Here is a 16,953-nt window from a genome sequence, read left to right on the forward strand (position 1 = left end):
ACCAGAAACCATGATCGGGTTCTACCGGACGTCGCCCGCGCGCACGGTCGCCACCGGCACGAGCCGACCGCGCGCGACGCGACGACCCCCCACCGCGTCGCCGTAGGCGAACTCGCCGTCCTCCCAGGTCAGCACCGCCAGATCGGCCTCAACGCCGGGACGGAGCGCGCCGATCCGCCCGGACATCCCAAGAGCGGACGCCGGGGCGACCGTGGTCGCCGCGATCACGTCGGGAAGCGGCATCCCGAGCGCCAGCCACTTGTTCATCACGGTCAGCAGGCCGGGCGCGAGGTCGGCGAAGGAGCGGCGGCTGAGGTCACTCCCAATGGTGTCCGGCGGAAAACCCTGGCCGAGGAGCGCCTCGGCGACGGCGAAACTGAAATGGCTCATCCCATGGCCGCAGTCGAACAGAACACCGCGCTCCCGAGCTTCCCGAGCGGCAGGAAGCAGAATTCCGTGTTCGTCCAGCAGGCCATTCGGCTGCGGGGTCTGGAAATGCGTCACCGTGTCGCCGGGCGACAGCAGCGGGAGCAGTTCCGTCAGGTTCTCGGCAGTGCCACCGATGTGGACGTGCAGCGGCCGACCGGTCTCCGCCGACACCCGCGCGCCCAGTTCCAGCATCGGACGGCACGGCCCACCCGTGATCCGTTCGGACAGCCGCAGCTTGATCCCGACGATGACGTCCGGATGCTCACGGATCAGGCGCGCCACACCCTCCGGGTCGACCAGCTCGGGACGCAACTCGCCGAGCAGACCGGTCAGACCGATGCGCGCGAGGTTGAGATGGCACAGGACACGCGTGCGCGAGCCGCCGACGATCCACCGGTGGAAGCCCGCGAACGTGTCGGTGCCGCTGCTGCCGCCGTCCGCCACGGTGGTGACGCCGCCGTCCGTCACCGCGACGACTCGAAGAACCTTTCCGTGCCCGCCCGCACGACACCGAAAAGGATCTTGTTCTGGAGGACGCCGAGCACCATCAGCACGACCAGCACGGAGAACTCGGCGGCCACGTTGATCGCCTCGCTGTAGGTGAGCAGCAGTTGTCCGAGCCCGCCCGCCGAGGGCGCGACGAACTCGCCGACGATCGCGCCGATCAGCGCGAACGCCATGCTGATCTCCAGCCCGGACACGATCCCGGGCATCGCGGACGGCAACGAGATCCGGAAGAACCGCTGGCGGCGGCTCGCGCAGAACGCCGTCGCCATCTCGACCCGCGTCTCCGGAACCGTGGACAGCGCGGCCAGCGTCGCGATCACGGCGGGGAAGAACGCCAGCATCCCGGAGAAGCTGAACTTCATCGTCAGGCCGAAGCCGAGCCACAGCGCGCACACCGGCGCCAGCGCGATCTTGGGCAGCGACTGGAACGCGACGACGTACGGGTAGAGGACGAACCGCGCGACCCGCGACTCCGCCATCAGCGCGCCGAGCACGACGCCCGACCCGGCGCCCAGCACGAACCCGATCAGTGTCGCCTTCCACGTCTCCCAGGTGCTCTGCCCGACCTGTTCCAGGAAGAGGTCGGAGCTCATCACCTCGTACACGTCGGTCGGCTTGGGGATGACCACGCCGCTGATCTCGAAGCGGGAGATCACCAGCTGGATCAGCAGGACGCCGAGCAGCCCGACCACCACGGGCGGCACGATCAGGAACGCCGCCCTGGCCAGGAGACCGTCGCCGAGCAGCGGCCCGCGCGGAGCGGCGGGTTCCCGGCGGCGCGCGCGCGGCGACGCCGCCGTCACCTTATTCATCGGCCACCCTTCTCATCGGCCACCTCATTCATTGGGCATGCGCTCCAGGACGACGTGCCGGGCGAGCCGCACCAGCAGCGCCAGTACCAGCCCGACCACGACCAGGATCGTCAGGACGGCGAACTCCTCCGCCAGCCGGAAGTCGCGCTGGTAGACCTGAAGAATCACGCCGATGCCGGAGTTGGCGCTGATCAGCTCACCGGCGATGGCGGCGAGGAACGACAGCACCACCGAGATCTCCAGCCCGGAGAAGATCGGCACCACCAGCCCCGGAAACACGATCTTGCGCCGGATCTGCGCCTTGGACGCCCCGAACGCCGTGGCCATCTCGATCCGGCCCCGGTCCGTCTCGGCGACGCCCGCCATCGTGCTCACCAGGATGGGGAACAGCGTCGCCGCGCCGACCAGCCCGATCTTGGACTCCATGCCGAGCCCGAACCAGATCACGAAGATCGGGGCGAGCGCGATCGGCGGCAGCGCCTGCAACGCGACCGCGTACGGGTAGAAGCCCTGCCGCAGGATCCTGGACTCGCCGAGCAGCACCCCGAGCACCACACCCGCGACGAAACCGACGATCAGCCCGAAGAACGCTTCGCCGAGCGTGACGCGCAGCGCTTTCAGGTAGTTGCCCCATTCGCCGGAAGGTCCGAGCGCTTTCAGCACCGCGTCCAGCTTCGGCACGGAACTGCCGTTGCCCTGCACCCCGGACGGCAGGATCTGCCAGGCGGCGAGCAGGACGACAGTCACCAAGGCCAGCCCGCCCCACCGCACCACGACCCCACCCCGCGGCGGTGGTGGACCCGTCGGCAGCGCGCCCGCGGAGGGCGCGTGCTTGGGCGCGGCGGTCATCCGCCGACCTTCGACTCGGACGCGAACAACCGGTCCCGCACCTGCCCGCAGACCTCGGCGAACTCCGGGGTGGCCATCAGCTCCTTGGTCCGCACCTTGGGGAACGGCGGCGTGACGACCTCCACCACGGTCCCGGGACGCTCCGAGAGGATCACCACCCGGGTCGACAGCAGCACCGCCTCGTCGATCCCGTGCGTGATGAGGATGGCGGTCTTCTCCGTCTCCCGCCAGATGCGGTTGAGGTCGATGTTCATCTGTTCCCTGGTCAGCGCGTCCAGGGAGCCGAACGGCTCGTCGAGCAGCAGCAGCCGGGGGTCGTCGGCCAGCGCCCGGCAGATCGCGACGCGCTGCCGCATCCCGCCCGACAGTTCCTTCGGACGCCGCGCCTCGAACCCCGACAAACCGGCCCGCTCCAGCAGCCCCGTCACCCGCTCGCGGGCCGCGTCGGTCACCTTGCCGTGCAGCTCGACGGGGAACAGGCAGTTGGACATCACGTCCCGCCACGGCAGCAGCGTCGCGTCCTGCAACGCGATGCCGATGTCGCGGCGCGGGCCGGTGACGGGCTCCCCCCAGACCCGCACCGCGCCCTCGGTGGGACGCAGCAGCCCCGCGATCATCTTCAGGATCGTGCTCTTGCCGCAGCCGCTCGGGCCGACGATGCTCACGAACTCGCCGGGCGCGACGGTGAGGTCCACGCCCTTGACGGCCTCGACGCCGTGCACGGCGCGGCGGCCCCGGCCCCGTCCGGCGAACACGTGACGCAGACCGGCCAGTTCGACCGCGTGCTCTGTCGTCGCCATGTCAGTCCTCGAACTTGTAGTTCTTCGCCGTGTTCTTGATCTTCTGGGTGTCGAAATTGTTGAACGCCGTCACGAACTGGTTGTTCACGATCTGGTCGGGCTTGAACGACGTGGACGTCAGTTTCGTGGCGACGGAGAAGTCACTCCACGCCTTCACACCCGAATCGGGGAACGCGCCCCAGGTCTTGTTGGCGTCCGGGTTCCCGCTGGTGACGTACGTCGTGCGCAACGCGAGGATGCGCTTGTTGTCTTCCATCTTCTTGTCTTCCGGGACGCCCGGGATGTTCGTCTTCGGATAGATGTCGTACATCATCTTGATGGCCGCCTCCGGATTGGCGGTGGTGAAGACGTTCGCCTTCGCCATCGCCCGCCCGAACCCCTCGATCACCTTGGGGTTGGCCTTCATGAACGACTGCTTCGCCGAGAACCCGGTCGAGAACAGCTGTTCGGACAGCGACGACTTGAAGTAGCGGAGCTTGGCGCCGATGTTCTCCATCGCCGCGTACTGCGAGTCGAACAGCATCAGCGCGTCCACCCGCTTGCTCTGGAGCGCGTGGTACGCACCGGCCTCCAGACCGACCGACACGAACTTGACGTCGGTGTCCGGGTTCAGGCCCTGTTCGCGCAGCAGGGCCTTGGCCAGCGGGATCGTCCCGCTGCCGAGGCTCTGCGCCCCGATCTTCTTGCCCCTGAAGTCGGCCCAGCTCTTGATCGGGCTGCTGGACTCGACGGCGAAGCTCGCCACCTGCGACCGCGCCCAGTTGAAGAACATCCGCTGGTCGGACTTGTTCTTCACCGCGTCCGGAATCAACGCCTGCGGGACCGGCGCGGCCATGTCCATCTGCCCGGCCGCCACCGCCTGGATCGCCTGCGTGGAACCGGGCGTGAACGTCGTCTCGACCTTCAGGCCCTCCTCCTTGAAATAACCGAGGTAACGGGCCACCGGAATGGCGGCGAAACTGGAGTTCATCGCCTTGATGGACAGCGCGACCTTCACGGTCCGCAGATTCTTCCCGTCCTCCTGCGAATTGCCGCCGCCGTCACCGCACCCGGCCGCCGCGAGCGCGACGACAAGGGCCCCGGCCACGACGCGGAATGCCAATGAGCCCGGTCTACGAGGTCCCATCTTCGTTTCCTCTCCCAGTGTCGTCCGGCGGTGTCATATGGCCGTTTCATATGGCGGGGTCATCCGGCGATGTCGGGGACGAGCAGGATCCGTCCGGTCACCGAGCCGCTCTCCAAGATCTCGTGGGCTCGCGACGCCTCCGACATCGGCAGCGTGTCGGTCACGACCGGGTTCACCACGCCCCGTTCCATCAGCGTCAGCACGTCCTCCAACTGCCGCTTGGTGGTGCTGGCCGCCGACAGGATCGAGATGTCGCGGCCCCGCCAGCCCACCAGGTCCGCCACGACCTGCGGCGGCTTCTTCTGCACCTCGCCGATCAGCACCAACCGCCCGTGCATGCCGACGGTCTTCACGCTCGACAGGAACGACGCCGCGCCGACGTTCTCCAGGACGATGTCGCAGCCCCGCCCACCGGTGGCCTCCATGACGTCCTTGCTGTAGTCGGCGCCCCGCTCGACCAGCAGGATCTCGTCCGCGCCCGCGTCCCGAACGGCCTCGACCTTGCCGGGCGAGGTGGTCTGCGCGACGACGCGCGCCCCCGACGCCTTCGCGAGCTGGATGGCGTGCAGGCCGATGCCGCCACCCGCGCCGGTGACCAGCACCGTCTCGCCCAGCTCCACGTGCGCGACGTCGCGCAGCGCGTTCAGAACCGTTCCGATCGCGCAGGACGCCACCGCGACGTCCGGTGAGGTGAGGCCCGCCGGGACCTTCACCAGGCTTCCGTCCGACACCGCGACGAGTTCGGCGTAGCCGCCGTTCAGGCCGATGTCGCCGAGGAACACCTTGCGCGGGCACCGTGTCTCGCGCCCCGTCCGACACTCCCGGCATTTGCCGCAGACCCGCTGCCGCTGGTTGGAGACCACCCGGTCGCCGACCGCGAAGTCCACGACGTCGGCGCCGATCTCGACGACCTCTCCGACGACCTCGTGCCCCGGGATGATCGGGAACCCGGTGCCGCCCGTCCGGTCGCCCCGCCGGACGAGCACCTCGTGCATGCACGCACCGCACGCCTCGACCTTCACCACGCACTCGTCGCGCGCGGGTTTGGGCGGCTCCGCGTCCGTCCACTTCATCACGCTAGGCGGACCGGTCTCCAGGGCGACGACGGCCTTCATTTCTCTCCGCTCTCTGTGTCCGACTGGTTCCATTCGGCGTCGACGAAGTGTCCGCCGTCGGCAGGGAAGTTTCCGGCCCACTCACGCACCGCGAACAGCGACTTCCCCTCACGCACGCGCGGGGTCAGCGTCGTGGTCTCCCGCAGGTCCCGGGCGGCGGCCGCCTCGGCGACCCATTCGGCGTCCTCCAACGGGACGACCGCGACCCCGTCGCCGTCCGCGACGACGAGGTCCCCGGGCCGCACATAGGCGCCGCCGCACACGACGGGCACATTGCCCCAGCCCGTGCGGGTCTTGCCGGTGGCGGCCGGGGTCACGCCCAGCGCCCACAGCGGGAACCCGACCCGTTCGATGTCGGCGATGTCCCGGGCGTGCCCCTCGATCACGGCGCCCGCCAGCCCCCGCGCTGCGGCCGACTCGCTCACGTTGGCGCCCCACACCGCCGAGTCGACGGGCCCGTGCTGGGACGTCCACACCAGGAAGTCACCGGGCCCGGCGACCTCCAACATCGCGTGCAAGGTGAGGTTGCTGCCGGACAGGTCGAGCGCCGTCACGGCCCGTCCGACCACGTGGGCCCCGGACGCCAGCGGCCGGACGCCGCGCAGCAGATTCCGCTGGCCCATGGCCTCATGGACCGACGCCACCGCGAGCGTCTCGTAGGCCCGCAGAATCTTCTCCGACGGTTGGGGCGCCCGCGTGAAGACGGTCCCGCGCGGATGCAAGCTGGTCATCGTGGCTCCGGAGGAAAGTCGGCGATCCCGGCGGGATTGGCGACGAGGATGCGGTGCCGGGCGCTCTCGTCCGGGACGATCCGCTCGATGAGATCGACCAACAGACCGTCGTCCGGCATCTGCGGCACGTTGGGATGCGGGAAGTCGGTGCCCCACAGACAACGCTCGGGCGCCTGCACGGCAAGAAGCCGAGCCAGCTCGACCGCGTCCGCGTAGGGCGGCCCCTCGAACGACAGCCGCTCAGGCGCGCTGAGCTTCACCCACACGTCACCGGTGTCGAGCAGGCGGCGCAGCGCCCGCACCTGGTCACCGTCCAGGCCGGTCCGCAGATCGACCCGCGCCATGTGGTCGATCACCGCGGGCAGCCCGGTCGACCGGAGCGTGTCGTACATGTCGACAACGGAGTTCCCCCCGATGTGAAAGGAGACGTGCCACGCATAGGGGCGGACGAGGTCGAGAATCGCCCGCAGCTCACTCGGCTTGGGCCCGGGCCCCAGATGCGGCATGAACTGCACCCGCACCCCCCGCACGCCCGCCTCATGCAACTCGGCGACTTCTTCGGGCGTGCTGCGCGGCGTCAGCAGCGCCACGCCCCGATACACGTCGGGGTAGGTGCGCAGCGCGTCCACCAACGCCGAGTGATCGGTGCCGTGGGCGGCGGACTGGACGATGATGGCCCGGTCCAACCCCAGCAGGTCGTGCCGCCGACGCAGATCGTCCTTCGACACATCGGGTGGGTCATAGGCCCGGTCCTCCGGGTAGGGGAAGACGTGACCGGGTCCGAAAATATGGCAGTGCGCGTCGCAGCTTCGCGGCGGCAGTCTCAGGTCGGGGACTTTCGGATCGGGGTGAGGTGGGGCGGCGACCCTCCTGCCGCCCCGCGTCGCCTCTGCTGAGGTCATGGGGCTCGATTCGGGTGGACGGATAGTCTGCGGACCAGGTTCGTCCGTCGCACAATTGTGCGCTGGTTGAAGCGAGTGTGCACGACCGGGCATTGCTGGTCAAGAGGGTCAACCGGCCCGAACGGCGTGATCCGCGTCCCGAAACGTCAGTCCAGCTTGGTCACGATCTCGGCCACCCGGTCGGGCATCGACAGGAACGGCGAGTGCGACGAGTCGAGCGACACGACCGACGTCGGGTTGTCGGGAAAGTCCGCGTCGGCCTCGGCGATGAACCGCTGCTGGACCGCCGGACGCAGCGCCCAGTCCCGCGCGCACGTGATGTACGTACGCGGCACCGACCCCCACCCATCAGCGGTCAACCGAGTGCCGACGACCTGCATGGCGACCGGGCTGTCAGGCGTCAACAGCCCGACAACGCCCTCCGCCGCCTCCGGAGCGACATCATCGAAGAACGCGTTCCGAAGCAGCTCACGGTAGTCGGCGTCGGCGGAGGCGAGATCGAGCCGCAGCGCGCCGATCACCCCCGGGTCGCCGCGCAGCGCCGGACCGATGAGACTGTCGAAGTTCTCGGGAGACTGCGCGTAGTCGCCGGACGGAACGCCCGAACGCGGCATGAACGCGGCCAGATACACCACGTGCGCCACCAGCTCCGGCACCCGCTGCACCGCCCACGTCACCGGGGCCCCGCCCATGCTGTGCGCGACGACGGTGACGGGCCCGTCCTGAGCGAGCCGCCGGATCTGCGACACCAGCAGCTCCCCCGCCTGCTCAAGATCGACCCCCGCCACCGGCGAGACCTCGGTGGCGAGCCCTTCAGGGTCGAACGGACGCATCGCGAGACACCGGGGCCACCGGGCGCGCAGCCCATGCCCCGCCATGTCGACGGCGACGGCCGCGCGTCCGGTAGCGGCCACCCGCTCGATGACCTCGCTCCAGCACCAGGCGCCGAACCAGAAACCGTGCACGAACAGCATGGACGTAGGACGGGGGGACATGATGACTCCTCAGATGCGAGCGATCAGGAAACGAACGGGTTCATTCTGGCCCACACCCATTTGCCCCCGGCCGGATCTCGCGTCGCCCCGCACTGAACCGACAGGGCCTGCACGATATGCAGCCCCCACCCCCCGTTGTCGTCGAACGCCTCACTCGACAGATCGAGGTCATCCAGACTGAGCAACCGCTGCGGCACCGCACGCGGATACTGAGGATCACGGTCCCAGACAGCGAGGATGACACCACCGGCATCCCGGCTGATCTGCACCCGAATCTCCTGATTCGGCGTCCGTTGTGCGGCATTAGTCACGAGTTCGGAGACGACAAGAAGCGCATCGTCAAGAATGTGGGAATAGTCCCAATTGCACAGTCGCGCCTCGGCAAGCGTCCGCGCGAGCCCCACCGAAGCCGCCGTTCCCATGAGGGGAACGATCATTTCCCCCGTCGCCGTCATCACCATCGTTCCCTCCCCGACCGAATTTCCGAATTCCTGTGACAAGCATCACCGGGGTGTTCTACGTTTCGCCTGTAGTCACCCAAGCTGGATACAGGGAGGAAGCAATGCCCATCGTTCGCGATCCCCTCAACCCCAAGCTCTCCATGTGGCACTTCCTGGCCTTCTACCTGCGCTTTTGGCGCGAGAAGACGGGCCTCTCACTTACTCAGTGCGGAGAGATCATGGGGGTAACGCGGGGGACTGTATCCAACTTCGAGGCGGGACGACGACGCCTGCAAGATGACCATGCGCGGGCTCTCGACCGGCACTACGGGACGGGCCTTCTATTTCAGCTCTTGCTGTGGTTTGCCCGAATGGCTCATGATCCCAACTGGGGAAGGCAGCTCGTCAAGTACGAGCAGGAAGCCAACCTGATCAAGACCTACCACGGCCAGGTGATCCCCCTCGCCCTCCAAACCGACGACTACACCTCGGCGTACGTCCAGGTCAGCACCCGGAAAGACCGCGAGGAGACAATGGCCAGGCGGATCGAACGGAAGAAGGCATTCTTCGAGAGGGCTGATGACGTCGAGATGTGGGCCACGCTCGATGAGAGCGTGCTAGCACGTGAAGTAGGCGGCCCGGAGGCGATGAAAGCACAGCTAGAGCACCTGCTCGTCATGGCCGACCTGCCGCAGATCACTCTCCGTATCGTTCCGTTCAAGTCAGGCGCTCACCTTGGCGTCGACGGGTCACTCCGGCTCCTCAGCCTGGAGAGCCGCGACATCGCCTATTCGGGCGCCCAGAACGGGGGTCGGTTGATCGAAACGCCTGGCGAGGTTCGCGAACTGTCGGTTATGTTCGATCGTATCGGCGCGAAGGCGCTCTCCGAGGAGGGCTCTCGCGAGATCATCAAACGATACTTGGAGAGTTACGAATGAGCATCCAGTGGCGTAAGAGCTCTCACAGCGGCGGAGCAAATGACGAGCACTGCGTCGAGCTGGGACGCCTCACGTCCGGGTTGGGCGTCCGTGACTCGAAGGCACCAAATTCTGGCTATCTCACCCTGACCAGCACCCAGTTCACGGAACTGGTCGAAGAGATCAAGCGCAAGCACTAGCCGTGAACACCCAGTGGCGCAAGAGTTCCTACAGCGGCTCGGCGAACGATGATGTGTGCGTTGAGCTGGGACGACTTGCGTCCGGGATCGGGGTGCGTGACTCGAAGGACCCGGACGGGGGTCACCTCACCCTGAACGCCGACGAGTTCGCGGAGCTGGTGGGACGGCTCAAACAGCAGCGCTAGCGCGTCTTTCGGTGGCTGGGCGCGACCACGCGCGAAGGCGTCGGCTGTGGTGGGCGGGTCACGCGAGGTTGGTCTCCATCCACCTGACGCCGAAAGCCACGACGTCGGTCACCTCGAAAAGGTGGCCGCGTGGTGCAGGAGCGTCAGGGCTTCGAGCGGCGCACCCAACATCAGCACCCGGCCGCCTCTGGCGGCCAGCCGGGCGAGCGGACTGTCGGGACCGTGCGGGTCGTCCCACGGGTGGTCGTCCATCAGGGCGTGGGCGGCCGGGCCGAGGGCGGCGAAGCTGGCGTCCGGGTGACGGCTGCGTACCGCGCCCGGCCAGCGGCGCAGCGCCTCGGGCAACCGGCCGTTGTTGTGGTCGGCCTCGCTCACGCGCGGGTCGTAGGCGGGGTGCTCGGCGCGGACGGCGGCCTGCCAGTCTTCGGGCCAGTCGGTGAAGTCGTAGGGCGGGGCGGACGGGGTCGGCCGGGGTTCGGGTGGGCGGCGGCGGGTGGTTGTCAGGTGGTAGAGCAGCGCCAGGGTCGTGACACCGGCGGCTGGCAGCCCCAGCGTGACGGGCGCGATGGCGAACCACTCCTGCACCGCTCCCCCGAGGCCGCCTCCGAGGGCTATCCCGACGTATATTGCTGAGGAGTTGAGGCCGAGCAGGATCGGCGCGGCGGCCGGGCTGAGCGCGATGAGACGGTGCTGCTGCGGGACCACGATGACGCCCAGTGCCACACCCCAGATCGCCGCCCATACCAAGGTGGACGCGAGCGTGTCCGTCGCCACCGGAGTGAACGCGAGGGCGAGGGCGGCGAGGGCGAGGGGCGCGGTCAGCACGCGCGCGGGATCGTGCCGGTCGACGAGCCGTCCCGCGACGATGTTCCCGGCCAGGATGCCGATTCCCCAGACCAGCAGGACGACGGTGAACCACGATTCGGAGCCGCCGGTCGCGTCCCGTAGGGCGGGGCCGATGTAGGTGTAGAGGGTGTAGGCGCCGAGGAAGGCCAGCGTCGTGACGGCCAGCAGCGCGAGAACCCGGCCTTGCTTGAGCGGACGCAGCCGGTCGCCCAGCGAGGCGGCGGGGAGCGTCATCTTGGGCAGGCCGACGGCGATTCCGAGGGCCGCGACGAGTCCGATTCCGGCGACGGCCCACAGGGTGATGTGCCAGTCGGAACGTCCGATCAGCGTGCCGAGCGGAAGCCCCAGCGCCGTCGCCAACGTGAGGCCGCCCAGCACGAAGGCGAGTGCCCGCCCTCGTCGTTCGGGGGGCGCGATGGCCCCGGCGGCGCTGGACGCGGCGGAGTTGATCGTCCCGGCCCCGATCGCGGTGACGACGCGGGCGATCATCACGACCTCGTAGCTGGTGGCCAGCGCCGTGGCCGCGTTGCCGACCACGAAGACGCTCAACGCGATCAGGAGCGCGGACCGTCTGTCCAACGCGCTGGTGAGTGCGCCCATGACGGGTGCTGACAGGGCCATGACCAGGGCGAACACCGTCACCAACTGCCCGGCGGCGGGAGTGGACACGTCCAGGTCGGCGGCCATGGCGGGGAGCAGACCCGCGATGACGTAGCTGTCGGTGCCGACGGCGAAGGTCGCCAGGGCCAGCGGAAGAAGTCGTCTCAACACCGGGTGGTGCCGCCTTTCCGGAGGAAGCCGCGAAGTACGAAGCGAAACCCTAAGCAATATATGGATGCTTGTCCATATATGCATGCGTCGCTAGGCTGCGGTTGTGCGGAACGGAGGGGGCGGCGATGCGTGAGGTGTCACAACCGGCGACGGAGGCCATCCGGCTGGTGGACGTGCTGCGCGCGCTCAGCGATCCGGTGCGGCTGGACCTCGTCCTGCGGCTCGACCGGATGGGCGAGGACTTCTGCAACGTGATCGGCGCCGGAGTCGACGTCCACCAGACGACGCTGTCGCATCACTACCGGGTGCTGCGCGAGGCAGGCGTGACCTGGACAACGATGCAAGGGAGGTCCCGCCTCGTCCGGCTGCGCCGAGACGACCTGGACGCGCTGTTCCCCGGCCTGCTCGACTCCGTGCTCGCCGCACACCGCCAGGCCCTCGACGGCGCGACCACCGGCACCGACTAACGTCATCCCACATGACCCACGCCGAGACCGAGACCGAGGTCAGCGCCGAGTTGGTGCGGGAGCTGCTGCGCGACCAGCACCCTGACCTGGCCGATCGTCCCGTGCGTCTCGGCGCGCGTGGCTGGGACAACCAGCTGTGGCGACTCGGCGACGACCTCGCCGTCCGGTTGCCCTGGGCGACGCAGTCGGCGGACGCGCTCCTGCGCAAAGAGCACACCTGGGTGCCCGCCCTCGCCCCGCGGCTTCCGTTGCCGGTGCCCGTCCCGCAACGCCTGGGCGAACCGTCCGCCCGGTTTCCACGGCCTTGGATCGTCACCACCTGGGTGCCGGGCGAGCCCGCCGACCGCGCCTCCGCCACCCGTGCCGCGGAGAGCGCCGACACCTTGGCCGCCTTCCTGACGGCCCTTCATCAACCGGCCCCCAACAACGCACCCGAGGGCCGTGGTCGAGGAGGACCGCCGCGCGACCACACCGCCGGATTCGCCGACCAGCTCACCTCAGCCACCGAACTGGACCTCGTCCCCGACCCGGAGGCCGTCCGCGCGATCTGGGAAGACGCCACCGCCGCGCCCGACTGGGACGGCCCCGCACTTTGGCTTCACGGCGACCTGCATCCGGCCAACGTCCTCACCACGGACGGCGCCATCTCCGGCGTGGTCGACTTCGGTGACCTGTTCGCGGGCGACCCGGCCTTCGACCTCGCCGCCGCCTGGCTTCTCCTCCCGGACGGCGCCGCCGACCGCTTCCACGCCGCCTACCAGCCGACCCCCGACGCCGCGACCCTGCGCCGCGCCCGAGGCTGGGCGGTGGCCCGCGCCCTCGTCGGCATCCTCATCGGAGACGCCGGTCTCCATGGCCGTCCAGGCGGCAAGCCCAGCTGGGGCCCACCCGCCCAGGCCGCCCTACGACGCCTCATCGCCACGGCCTAGCTGGATCAGATCCCAGCGGTTCCCGTAAAGATCCCGAAACACGGCAACCGTGCCGTACATCTCCTCCCGTGGCGCCTCTTCAAACACAACCCCGGCCGCCCGCATCCGCTCATAATCCCGACGAAAGTCGTCGGTGTTCAGAACCAACAAGTTTGACCGTGGCGCCACCTCGGCGCTACTTTCGATACGAGTCCGTAGCGTAGCGAAAGTAGGCGGTCCTCGTGGAAAGTGCGTCCAGCGAGGGGGGCAGGTCGTCCGGCATGGGACGGCCGCGTGACACGAGTCGTGACGTGGTCATTCTCGACGCGACACTGTCCCTGCTGACCGAGGTCGGATACGAACGGCTGTCCATCGAGGCCGTCGCGGGCCGTTCCGGGGCGGCGAAGACCACGATCTACCGCCGCCACCGCGACAAGGCCGCCCTCGTCGCCGCCGCGGTCGAGCACCGCTCGCACTCCACTCCCCCGGAGCCCACAGCGGACGACTTCCGCGAGAACCTCATCCAACTCGTCTCATGGCTGGCGCAACGGATCTCAGAGCAGGACATCGGTCTCCTCGGCGCCCTGTTCGCCGCTATGCGCGGCGACCCGAGACTCGCGGAGGAGATGCGCCGCATCCGGCGTCAGGACGCGGCGGCGATGACCGACGAGCCGCTGCGCAAAGCGATCCGAGTCGGCGAAGACCTGACGCCCCAGGCCGCCGAACTCTTCGCCGAGGTCGCCCCGGCCATCATCATGCGCCGCGTCGTGATCGTCGGCGAGCCGTGCGACGAACGCTTCGTCGAGCACCTCGTCGACGACATCCTCCTGCCGCTCCTGCACAGACCCGCACCGAAAGGAACGCCCTCATGATCGTCGTCACTGGCGCGACCGGCGCACTCAACGGCGCAACGGTCGAACATCTCCTCAAGCACGTTCCCGCCGAGCGAATCGGCGTCAGCGTCCGTGACGTCGCGAAGGCACAGCACTTCGCCGACCGTGGCGTACGCGTCCGCCAAGGCTCCTACGAGGACCCAGCCGCACTGCGCCACTCCTTCGAGGACGCCGAACAGGTCCTCCTCGTCTCCACCAACAACCCACACGCCAACGCACCCGCCCTGCACAGCGCGGGCATCGAGGCCGCGATCGCCGCCGGGGCCCAGCGCATCCTCTACACCAGCCATCAGGCGGCCAGCAACGACAGCCTCTTCGCCGCCGCCCCCGCCCACGCCGCCACCGAGGAACTCCTCGCCGAATCCGGCGTCAAATGGACCTCACTCCGAAACGGCTTCTACACCCACAGCCTCGCGTGGCTACTCGGCCCCTGGCGGGAAACGGACGTCATCGCCGCCCCCGCCGACGGCCCAGTCTCCTGGACGGACCGCGCCGACGCCGCCGAGGCAGCGGCAACCATCCTCCTCAGCGACCGCCCCTTCGACGGCCCCGTCACACTCACCGCCGGTGAGGCCGTCACATTCGACGACATCGCGACTCGGGCCTCCAAAATAACCGGCCGCGAGATTCAGCGAGTCACCGTGCCGGACGAACAATGGCTCACCGAAAGACTGCAAACCGGAACCCCCGAACCCATGGCCCACATGCTGCTCGGCTTCTTCCACGCAGCCCGAGCAGGCCACTTCGCCGAAGTCACCCCCCTCCTAACCGAACTACTGGACCGCGAACCCCGCACCATCACCGCCCACCTCACCAACACCTGAACGAGGCCATTCCGCACCCGGGGGCTCCGCATTACGCCCCTGCCCGAGCACCGCGACCAGCTGGTCAAGAATTCCAGCGAACTCGTCCACTGACAGCACGGCCACCAGCACCGTCCCGGCGTGCTCAGGATGCTTGCGCAAATGCTCTTCACGCCAGAACTCGAAGGTGAGAACCAGGCTGTCGCCGTCCCGAAACAGGAAGCCCAGAACGTTGTCGGTAGTAGGACCCCAGCGATCAAAAGGGCGAAACTGCGGGTAGTCGTCGTCAAGGTCACGGATGCCGTCAAGGAGTCGTCGGTGGGCGGCCGCAGGAGACACTCCAGGGAACGGGAGCGGTTCAGCCTGTCCGGAGCGCACCCAACCAGCCGTGTCGGCCACGGCTCTTCGGAACTGCTCGACGAAGGCCATGTTGTCGTCGCGGGTCAACCAGTGACCGGCGGCCCACAGGTCGACACGGCGTAGCGGCTGGTCGGCCTCGTCACCGACCTCTACGGCGAACCTGTCCCTGTCGCCCAGCGGTAAAGCCATGCAAGCACTGTGACAGACACATCACCTCACGCCAGGAGGGTGATCGGCGGGCTTGATAGCTTGGCTGTCGTGAAGGTGGCATTGATCGACTCGGGGCTTGGTCTGCTTTCCACTGCCGGTTGGCTGCGGCATCTCGCGCCGGAGCTTGATCTGCTGCTCCTCATGGACCCCGATGGCGCGCCCTGGGGGTCGCAGAGTACGCCCTTCATCACCGATCGGCTGTTCAGCGCGGCTCGTAGCGCACTCAAGCAGGACGCGGACGCGATCGTGGTTCCGTGCAACACCGCCACCGTCACCGCGATCGACGTCCTGCGCGGGGAGTTCGAGCCCGGGGTGCCGGTGATCGGAACCGTCCCGGCGGTGAAACCCGCTGCGGCGGCGGGACGGAGCATCGCGGTGTGGGCGACCGTCCGGACGACGGAGAGCAGTTACCAGGCTCGTCTGATCGCCGACTTCGCCAACGGGAAGCCGGTCGAACAGATCGCCTGTCCCGGGCTGGCCGAGGCGATCGACCACGGGGATGTGGACGCCGCGTCCAAGGCCATCGACGACGCGGCCTCGCGGACGCCTTCTCACTGCGACGCCGTCGTCCTGGGTTGCACGCACTATCCCCTGGTAGCGCCCGAGATCCTGCGGCGTCTGCGCGCCGGGGCGACCCTCTACGACAGCGCGGAGGCCGTTGCTCGTCAGACTCTGCGGCGTCTGCCCCAGCCCGTCGTGTCGGACGGCACCGTGGGCGGTGTCGACGTGATGCTCAGCGGGCGTGCCGGGGACCTTCCGGCGAGCGCGCATGCCTACCCCGTCGGCCGCTCCCTCGCGACGGGTGGACGGATTTCCCGCGAGGCCCTCCTCGCCGAGAGGACCGAGACTCCCGCCCTGGGCGTGCGACTCCCGCAGCGAACCGAGACCGCGTAGGTCCCACCGGCCCCAGGGCTCAGACTCGTCCACCAAGGGGCGCGCGGTGGACGCGCAACTTGCGGTGGCTTATCCGCCAACCCGCTGACGTGCGCAGGACGGTGTCCTCGTAGGTCACGCTCGCGGTGGTGCCGTCGGCGTTGACGGCGATCCCCTTGGACCGCACCTGCACCCGGTCGTCGGTTATCTCGGAGAGGACGACGTTGGTGACGTGATGACCGACCGGGTTGTGCTCGCCCAACGCGCGTCCGGCGGCGACGCACGCGGCCACGCCCCGCAAGGGTTCCTGGCCGACGTCGGAGATGTCGTAGATGACGTCCGGCGTGAGTAGTTCGTCCAGCCGATCCAGCTCCCCGCTGTCGCACAGATGGCCGTGCATGGAGATCAGGTCGGTGACCGCGACACGGTCATCAGCGGTGAAGGTCATCGCTCCTCCTGGCTGTTCGACCGCTGGCACGCCTCGCTGACCTCGACCGCCGAGAAACTGCTCACCAGAGCCCAGGAGGCCAACACCGTCCGCGCCGACCTGACCGTGGCCGAGGTCCTGACACTCGTGAACGCGGTCGCCGCCGCACAGACCGACGTCGACCAGGCGCGCCGCCTCCTCGACCTCCTCGGTCACGGCCTCAACGGACCCGCCGCGACCGGCTAGACCTCTTCGCCCACCCCGAGCCACCGATCCCACCACCTCCGGCCGCCGATTCATTGTCGCCTCCGGGATCTGCCGGATTTGGACCCTGAGAGCGCTAGGGGAATGTCCCTGGCTAAACCCTGAGATCACGTCCGGGCCTAT

At 68.5% G+C, this 16,953-nt stretch carries 22 protein-coding genes and 2 pseudogenes; 9 read left to right on the forward strand and 15 right to left on the reverse strand.

Features of this window, described 5'->3' with window-relative positions; genetic code table 11:
* Positions 1 to 21: 21 nt before the first annotated feature.
* The 10 genes from ABD808_RS07570 to ABD808_RS07615 form a co-directional block, all read right to left on the reverse strand.
* Positions 22 to 897, reverse strand: coding sequence for an amidohydrolase family protein (locus ABD808_RS07570; protein ID WP_344891911.1), 876 nt, complete (start codon positions 895 to 897; stop codon positions 22 to 24).
* Positions 894 to 1,748, reverse strand: a complete 855-nt coding sequence (locus ABD808_RS07575) for an ABC transporter permease (protein ID WP_344891914.1) — start codon at positions 1,746 to 1,748, stop codon at positions 894 to 896. Before ABD808_RS07575 ends, ABD808_RS07570 begins: the two co-directional genes overlap by 4 nt.
* Before the next feature lie 24 nt (positions 1,749 to 1,772).
* The gene (locus ABD808_RS07580) at positions 1,773 to 2,597 is read right to left on the reverse strand and encodes an ABC transporter permease (RefSeq protein ID WP_344891917.1); all 825 of its coding nucleotides are present in this window, start codon (positions 2,595 to 2,597) and stop codon (positions 1,773 to 1,775) included.
* On the reverse strand, positions 2,594 to 3,397 hold the full coding sequence (locus ABD808_RS07585) for an ABC transporter ATP-binding protein (RefSeq protein WP_344891920.1): 804 nt from the start codon (positions 3,395 to 3,397) through the stop codon (positions 2,594 to 2,596). Before ABD808_RS07585 ends, ABD808_RS07580 begins: the two co-directional genes overlap by 4 nt.
* 1 nt (position 3,398) lies before the next feature.
* Positions 3,399 to 4,523, reverse strand: a complete 1,125-nt coding sequence (locus tag ABD808_RS07590) for an ABC transporter substrate-binding protein (protein ID WP_344891923.1) — start codon at positions 4,521 to 4,523, stop codon at positions 3,399 to 3,401.
* A 59-nt stretch (positions 4,524 to 4,582) separates the two neighbouring features.
* A complete protein-coding gene (locus ABD808_RS07595) occupies positions 4,583 to 5,638 on the reverse strand; it encodes an alcohol dehydrogenase catalytic domain-containing protein (RefSeq protein WP_344891926.1) in 1,056 nt (351 codons plus the stop codon).
* A complete protein-coding gene (locus ABD808_RS07600) occupies positions 5,635 to 6,369 on the reverse strand; it encodes an RraA family protein (protein ID WP_344891929.1) in 735 nt (244 codons plus the stop codon). The genes ABD808_RS07595 and ABD808_RS07600 overlap by 4 nt, the downstream gene beginning before the upstream one ends.
* Positions 6,366 to 7,271, reverse strand: coding sequence for an amidohydrolase family protein (locus tag ABD808_RS07605; protein ID WP_344891932.1), 906 nt, complete (start codon positions 7,269 to 7,271; stop codon positions 6,366 to 6,368). Before ABD808_RS07605 ends, ABD808_RS07600 begins: the two co-directional genes overlap by 4 nt.
* A gap of 146 nt (positions 7,272 to 7,417) precedes the next feature.
* On the reverse strand, positions 7,418 to 8,266 hold the full coding sequence (locus tag ABD808_RS07610) for an alpha/beta fold hydrolase (RefSeq protein WP_344891935.1): 849 nt from the start codon (positions 8,264 to 8,266) through the stop codon (positions 7,418 to 7,420).
* 23 nt (positions 8,267 to 8,289) lie between these two features.
* On the reverse strand, positions 8,290 to 8,727 hold the full coding sequence (locus tag ABD808_RS07615; RefSeq protein WP_344891938.1) for an ATP-binding protein: 438 nt from the start codon (positions 8,725 to 8,727) through the stop codon (positions 8,290 to 8,292).
* Between the two features lie 32 nt (positions 8,728 to 8,759).
* Here ABD808_RS07615 and ABD808_RS07620 point away from each other — a divergent pair, with 32 nt between their 5' ends.
* Genes ABD808_RS07620 through ABD808_RS07630 form a run of 3 tightly spaced genes read left to right on the forward strand, consistent with a single transcriptional unit; the run spans position 8,760 to position 10,008 of the window.
* On the forward strand, positions 8,760 to 9,644 hold the full coding sequence (locus ABD808_RS07620) for a helix-turn-helix domain-containing protein (protein WP_344891941.1): 885 nt from the start codon (positions 8,760 to 8,762) through the stop codon (positions 9,642 to 9,644).
* Positions 9,641 to 9,823 (forward strand): DUF397 domain-containing protein, encoded by a 183-nt coding sequence (locus ABD808_RS07625; protein WP_344891944.1) that lies wholly within the window; start codon positions 9,641 to 9,643, stop codon positions 9,821 to 9,823. The genes ABD808_RS07620 and ABD808_RS07625 overlap by 4 nt, the downstream gene beginning before the upstream one ends.
* Positions 9,824 to 9,825: 2 nt before the next feature.
* Positions 9,826 to 10,008 carry a DUF397 domain-containing protein gene (locus tag ABD808_RS07630; RefSeq protein ID WP_344891947.1) on the forward strand — a complete coding sequence of 61 codons (183 nt, stop codon included), beginning with the start codon at positions 9,826 to 9,828 and terminating at the stop codon, positions 10,006 to 10,008.
* A 126-nt stretch (positions 10,009 to 10,134) separates the two neighbouring features.
* Here the strand turns inward: ABD808_RS07630 and ABD808_RS07635 are convergent.
* Together ABD808_RS07635 and ABD808_RS07640 are read right to left on the reverse strand one after the other, a co-directional pair.
* Positions 10,135 to 10,464: pseudogene (locus tag ABD808_RS07635) on the reverse strand (AAC(3) family N-acetyltransferase); the annotation flags it as partial.
* Positions 10,465 to 10,476: 12 nt separating this feature from the next.
* Positions 10,477 to 11,709 (reverse strand): annotated as a pseudogene (locus ABD808_RS07640) (MFS transporter); the annotation flags it as partial.
* A 41-nt stretch (positions 11,710 to 11,750) separates the two neighbouring features.
* On the opposite strand from ABD808_RS07640, the gene ABD808_RS07645 reads away from it, so the two are divergent.
* Both ABD808_RS07645 and ABD808_RS07650 read left to right on the forward strand, forming a co-directional pair.
* Positions 11,751 to 12,092 (forward strand): ArsR/SmtB family transcription factor, encoded by a 342-nt coding sequence (locus ABD808_RS07645; RefSeq protein ID WP_344891950.1) that lies wholly within the window; start codon positions 11,751 to 11,753, stop codon positions 12,090 to 12,092.
* A gap of 11 nt (positions 12,093 to 12,103) precedes the next feature.
* On the forward strand, positions 12,104 to 13,021 hold the full coding sequence (locus ABD808_RS07650; protein WP_344891953.1) for an aminoglycoside phosphotransferase family protein: 918 nt from the start codon (positions 12,104 to 12,106) through the stop codon (positions 13,019 to 13,021).
* On the opposite strand, the gene ABD808_RS07655 is transcribed toward ABD808_RS07650, so the two are convergent.
* Positions 12,995 to 13,189 (reverse strand): VOC family protein, encoded by a 195-nt coding sequence (locus ABD808_RS07655; RefSeq protein WP_425548896.1) that lies wholly within the window; start codon positions 13,187 to 13,189, stop codon positions 12,995 to 12,997. The two genes, ABD808_RS07650 and ABD808_RS07655, sit on opposite strands and share 27 nt — an antisense overlap.
* A 122-nt stretch (positions 13,190 to 13,311) precedes the next feature.
* On the opposite strand from ABD808_RS07655, the gene ABD808_RS07660 reads away from it, so the two are divergent.
* Both ABD808_RS07660 and ABD808_RS07665 read left to right on the forward strand, forming a co-directional pair.
* Entirely contained in the window at positions 13,312 to 13,872 is a 561-nt protein-coding gene (locus tag ABD808_RS07660) for a TetR/AcrR family transcriptional regulator (protein WP_344891956.1), read from the forward strand.
* Entirely contained in the window at positions 13,869 to 14,717 is an 849-nt protein-coding gene (locus ABD808_RS07665) for an NmrA family NAD(P)-binding protein (protein WP_344891959.1), read from the forward strand. Before ABD808_RS07660 ends, ABD808_RS07665 begins: the two co-directional genes overlap by 4 nt.
* On the opposite strand, the gene ABD808_RS07670 is transcribed toward ABD808_RS07665, so the two are convergent.
* The gene (locus ABD808_RS07670) at positions 14,667 to 15,245 is read right to left on the reverse strand and encodes a hypothetical protein (RefSeq protein WP_344891962.1); all 579 of its coding nucleotides are present in this window, start codon (positions 15,243 to 15,245) and stop codon (positions 14,667 to 14,669) included. The two genes, ABD808_RS07665 and ABD808_RS07670, sit on opposite strands and share 51 nt — an antisense overlap.
* A gap of 69 nt (positions 15,246 to 15,314) precedes the next feature.
* Here ABD808_RS07670 and ABD808_RS07675 point away from each other — a divergent pair, with 69 nt between their 5' ends.
* Positions 15,315 to 16,160: a glutamate racemase gene (locus ABD808_RS07675; RefSeq protein ID WP_344891965.1), complete on the forward strand. Its 846-nt coding sequence runs from the start codon at positions 15,315 to 15,317 to the stop codon at positions 16,158 to 16,160.
* Positions 16,161 to 16,179: 19 nt separating this feature from the next.
* Here the strand turns inward: ABD808_RS07675 and ABD808_RS07680 are convergent, their stop codons facing one another.
* Positions 16,180 to 16,539, reverse strand: coding sequence for a nuclear transport factor 2 family protein (locus ABD808_RS07680; protein WP_344891969.1), 360 nt, complete (start codon positions 16,537 to 16,539; stop codon positions 16,180 to 16,182).
* Here ABD808_RS07680 and ABD808_RS07685 point away from each other — a divergent pair.
* Positions 16,528 to 16,812 carry an SbtR family transcriptional regulator gene (locus tag ABD808_RS07685; protein ID WP_344891972.1) on the forward strand — a complete coding sequence of 95 codons (285 nt, stop codon included), beginning with the start codon at positions 16,528 to 16,530 and terminating at the stop codon, positions 16,810 to 16,812. The two genes, ABD808_RS07680 and ABD808_RS07685, sit on opposite strands and share 12 nt — an antisense overlap.
* The last annotated feature ends 141 nt before the right edge of the window (positions 16,813 to 16,953 follow it).

Source organism: Actinomadura meridiana, assembly GCF_039537545.1.
GTDB lineage: Bacteria > Actinomycetota > Actinomycetes > Streptosporangiales > Streptosporangiaceae > Spirillospora > Spirillospora meridiana.

Coding starts and splice junctions, on each gene's coding strand:
- ABD808_RS07575 (WP_344891914.1), bottom strand. CDS start 1,748: ATGAATAAGGTGACGGCGGCGTCGCCGCGCGCGCGCCGCCGGGAACCC.
- ABD808_RS07580 (WP_344891917.1), bottom strand. CDS start 2,597: ATGACCGCCGCGCCCAAGCACGCGCCCTCCGCGGGCGCGCTGCCGACG.
- ABD808_RS07585 (WP_344891920.1), bottom strand. CDS start 3,397: ATGGCGACGACAGAGCACGCGGTCGAACTGGCCGGTCTGCGTCACGTG.
- ABD808_RS07590 (WP_344891923.1), bottom strand. CDS start 4,523: ATGGGACCTCGTAGACCGGGCTCATTGGCATTCCGCGTCGTGGCCGGG.
- ABD808_RS07595 (WP_344891926.1), bottom strand. CDS start 5,638: ATGAAGGCCGTCGTCGCCCTGGAGACCGGTCCGCCTAGCGTGATGAAG.
- ABD808_RS07600 (WP_344891929.1), bottom strand. CDS start 6,369: ATGACCAGCTTGCATCCGCGCGGGACCGTCTTCACGCGGGCGCCCCAA.
- ABD808_RS07605 (WP_344891932.1), bottom strand. CDS start 7,271: ATGACCTCAGCAGAGGCGACGCGGGGCGGCAGGAGGGTCGCCGCCCCA.
- ABD808_RS07610 (WP_344891935.1), bottom strand. CDS start 8,266: ATGTCCCCCCGTCCTACGTCCATGCTGTTCGTGCACGGTTTCTGGTTC.
- ABD808_RS07615 (WP_344891938.1), bottom strand. CDS start 8,727: ATGGTGATGACGGCGACGGGGGAAATGATCGTTCCCCTCATGGGAACG.
- ABD808_RS07625 (WP_344891944.1), top strand. CDS start 9,641: ATGAGCATCCAGTGGCGTAAGAGCTCTCACAGCGGCGGAGCAAATGAC.
- ABD808_RS07645 (WP_344891950.1), top strand. CDS start 11,751: ATGCGTGAGGTGTCACAACCGGCGACGGAGGCCATCCGGCTGGTGGAC.
- ABD808_RS07650 (WP_344891953.1), top strand. CDS start 12,104: ATGACCCACGCCGAGACCGAGACCGAGGTCAGCGCCGAGTTGGTGCGG.
- ABD808_RS07665 (WP_344891959.1), top strand. CDS start 13,869: ATGATCGTCGTCACTGGCGCGACCGGCGCACTCAACGGCGCAACGGTC.
- ABD808_RS07670 (WP_344891962.1), bottom strand. CDS start 15,245: ATGGCTTTACCGCTGGGCGACAGGGACAGGTTCGCCGTAGAGGTCGGT.
- ABD808_RS07685 (WP_344891972.1), top strand. CDS start 16,528: ATGGCCGTGCATGGAGATCAGGTCGGTGACCGCGACACGGTCATCAGC.
- ABD808_RS07680 (WP_344891969.1), bottom strand. CDS start 16,539: ATGCACGGCCATCTGTGCGACAGCGGGGAGCTGGATCGGCTGGACGAA.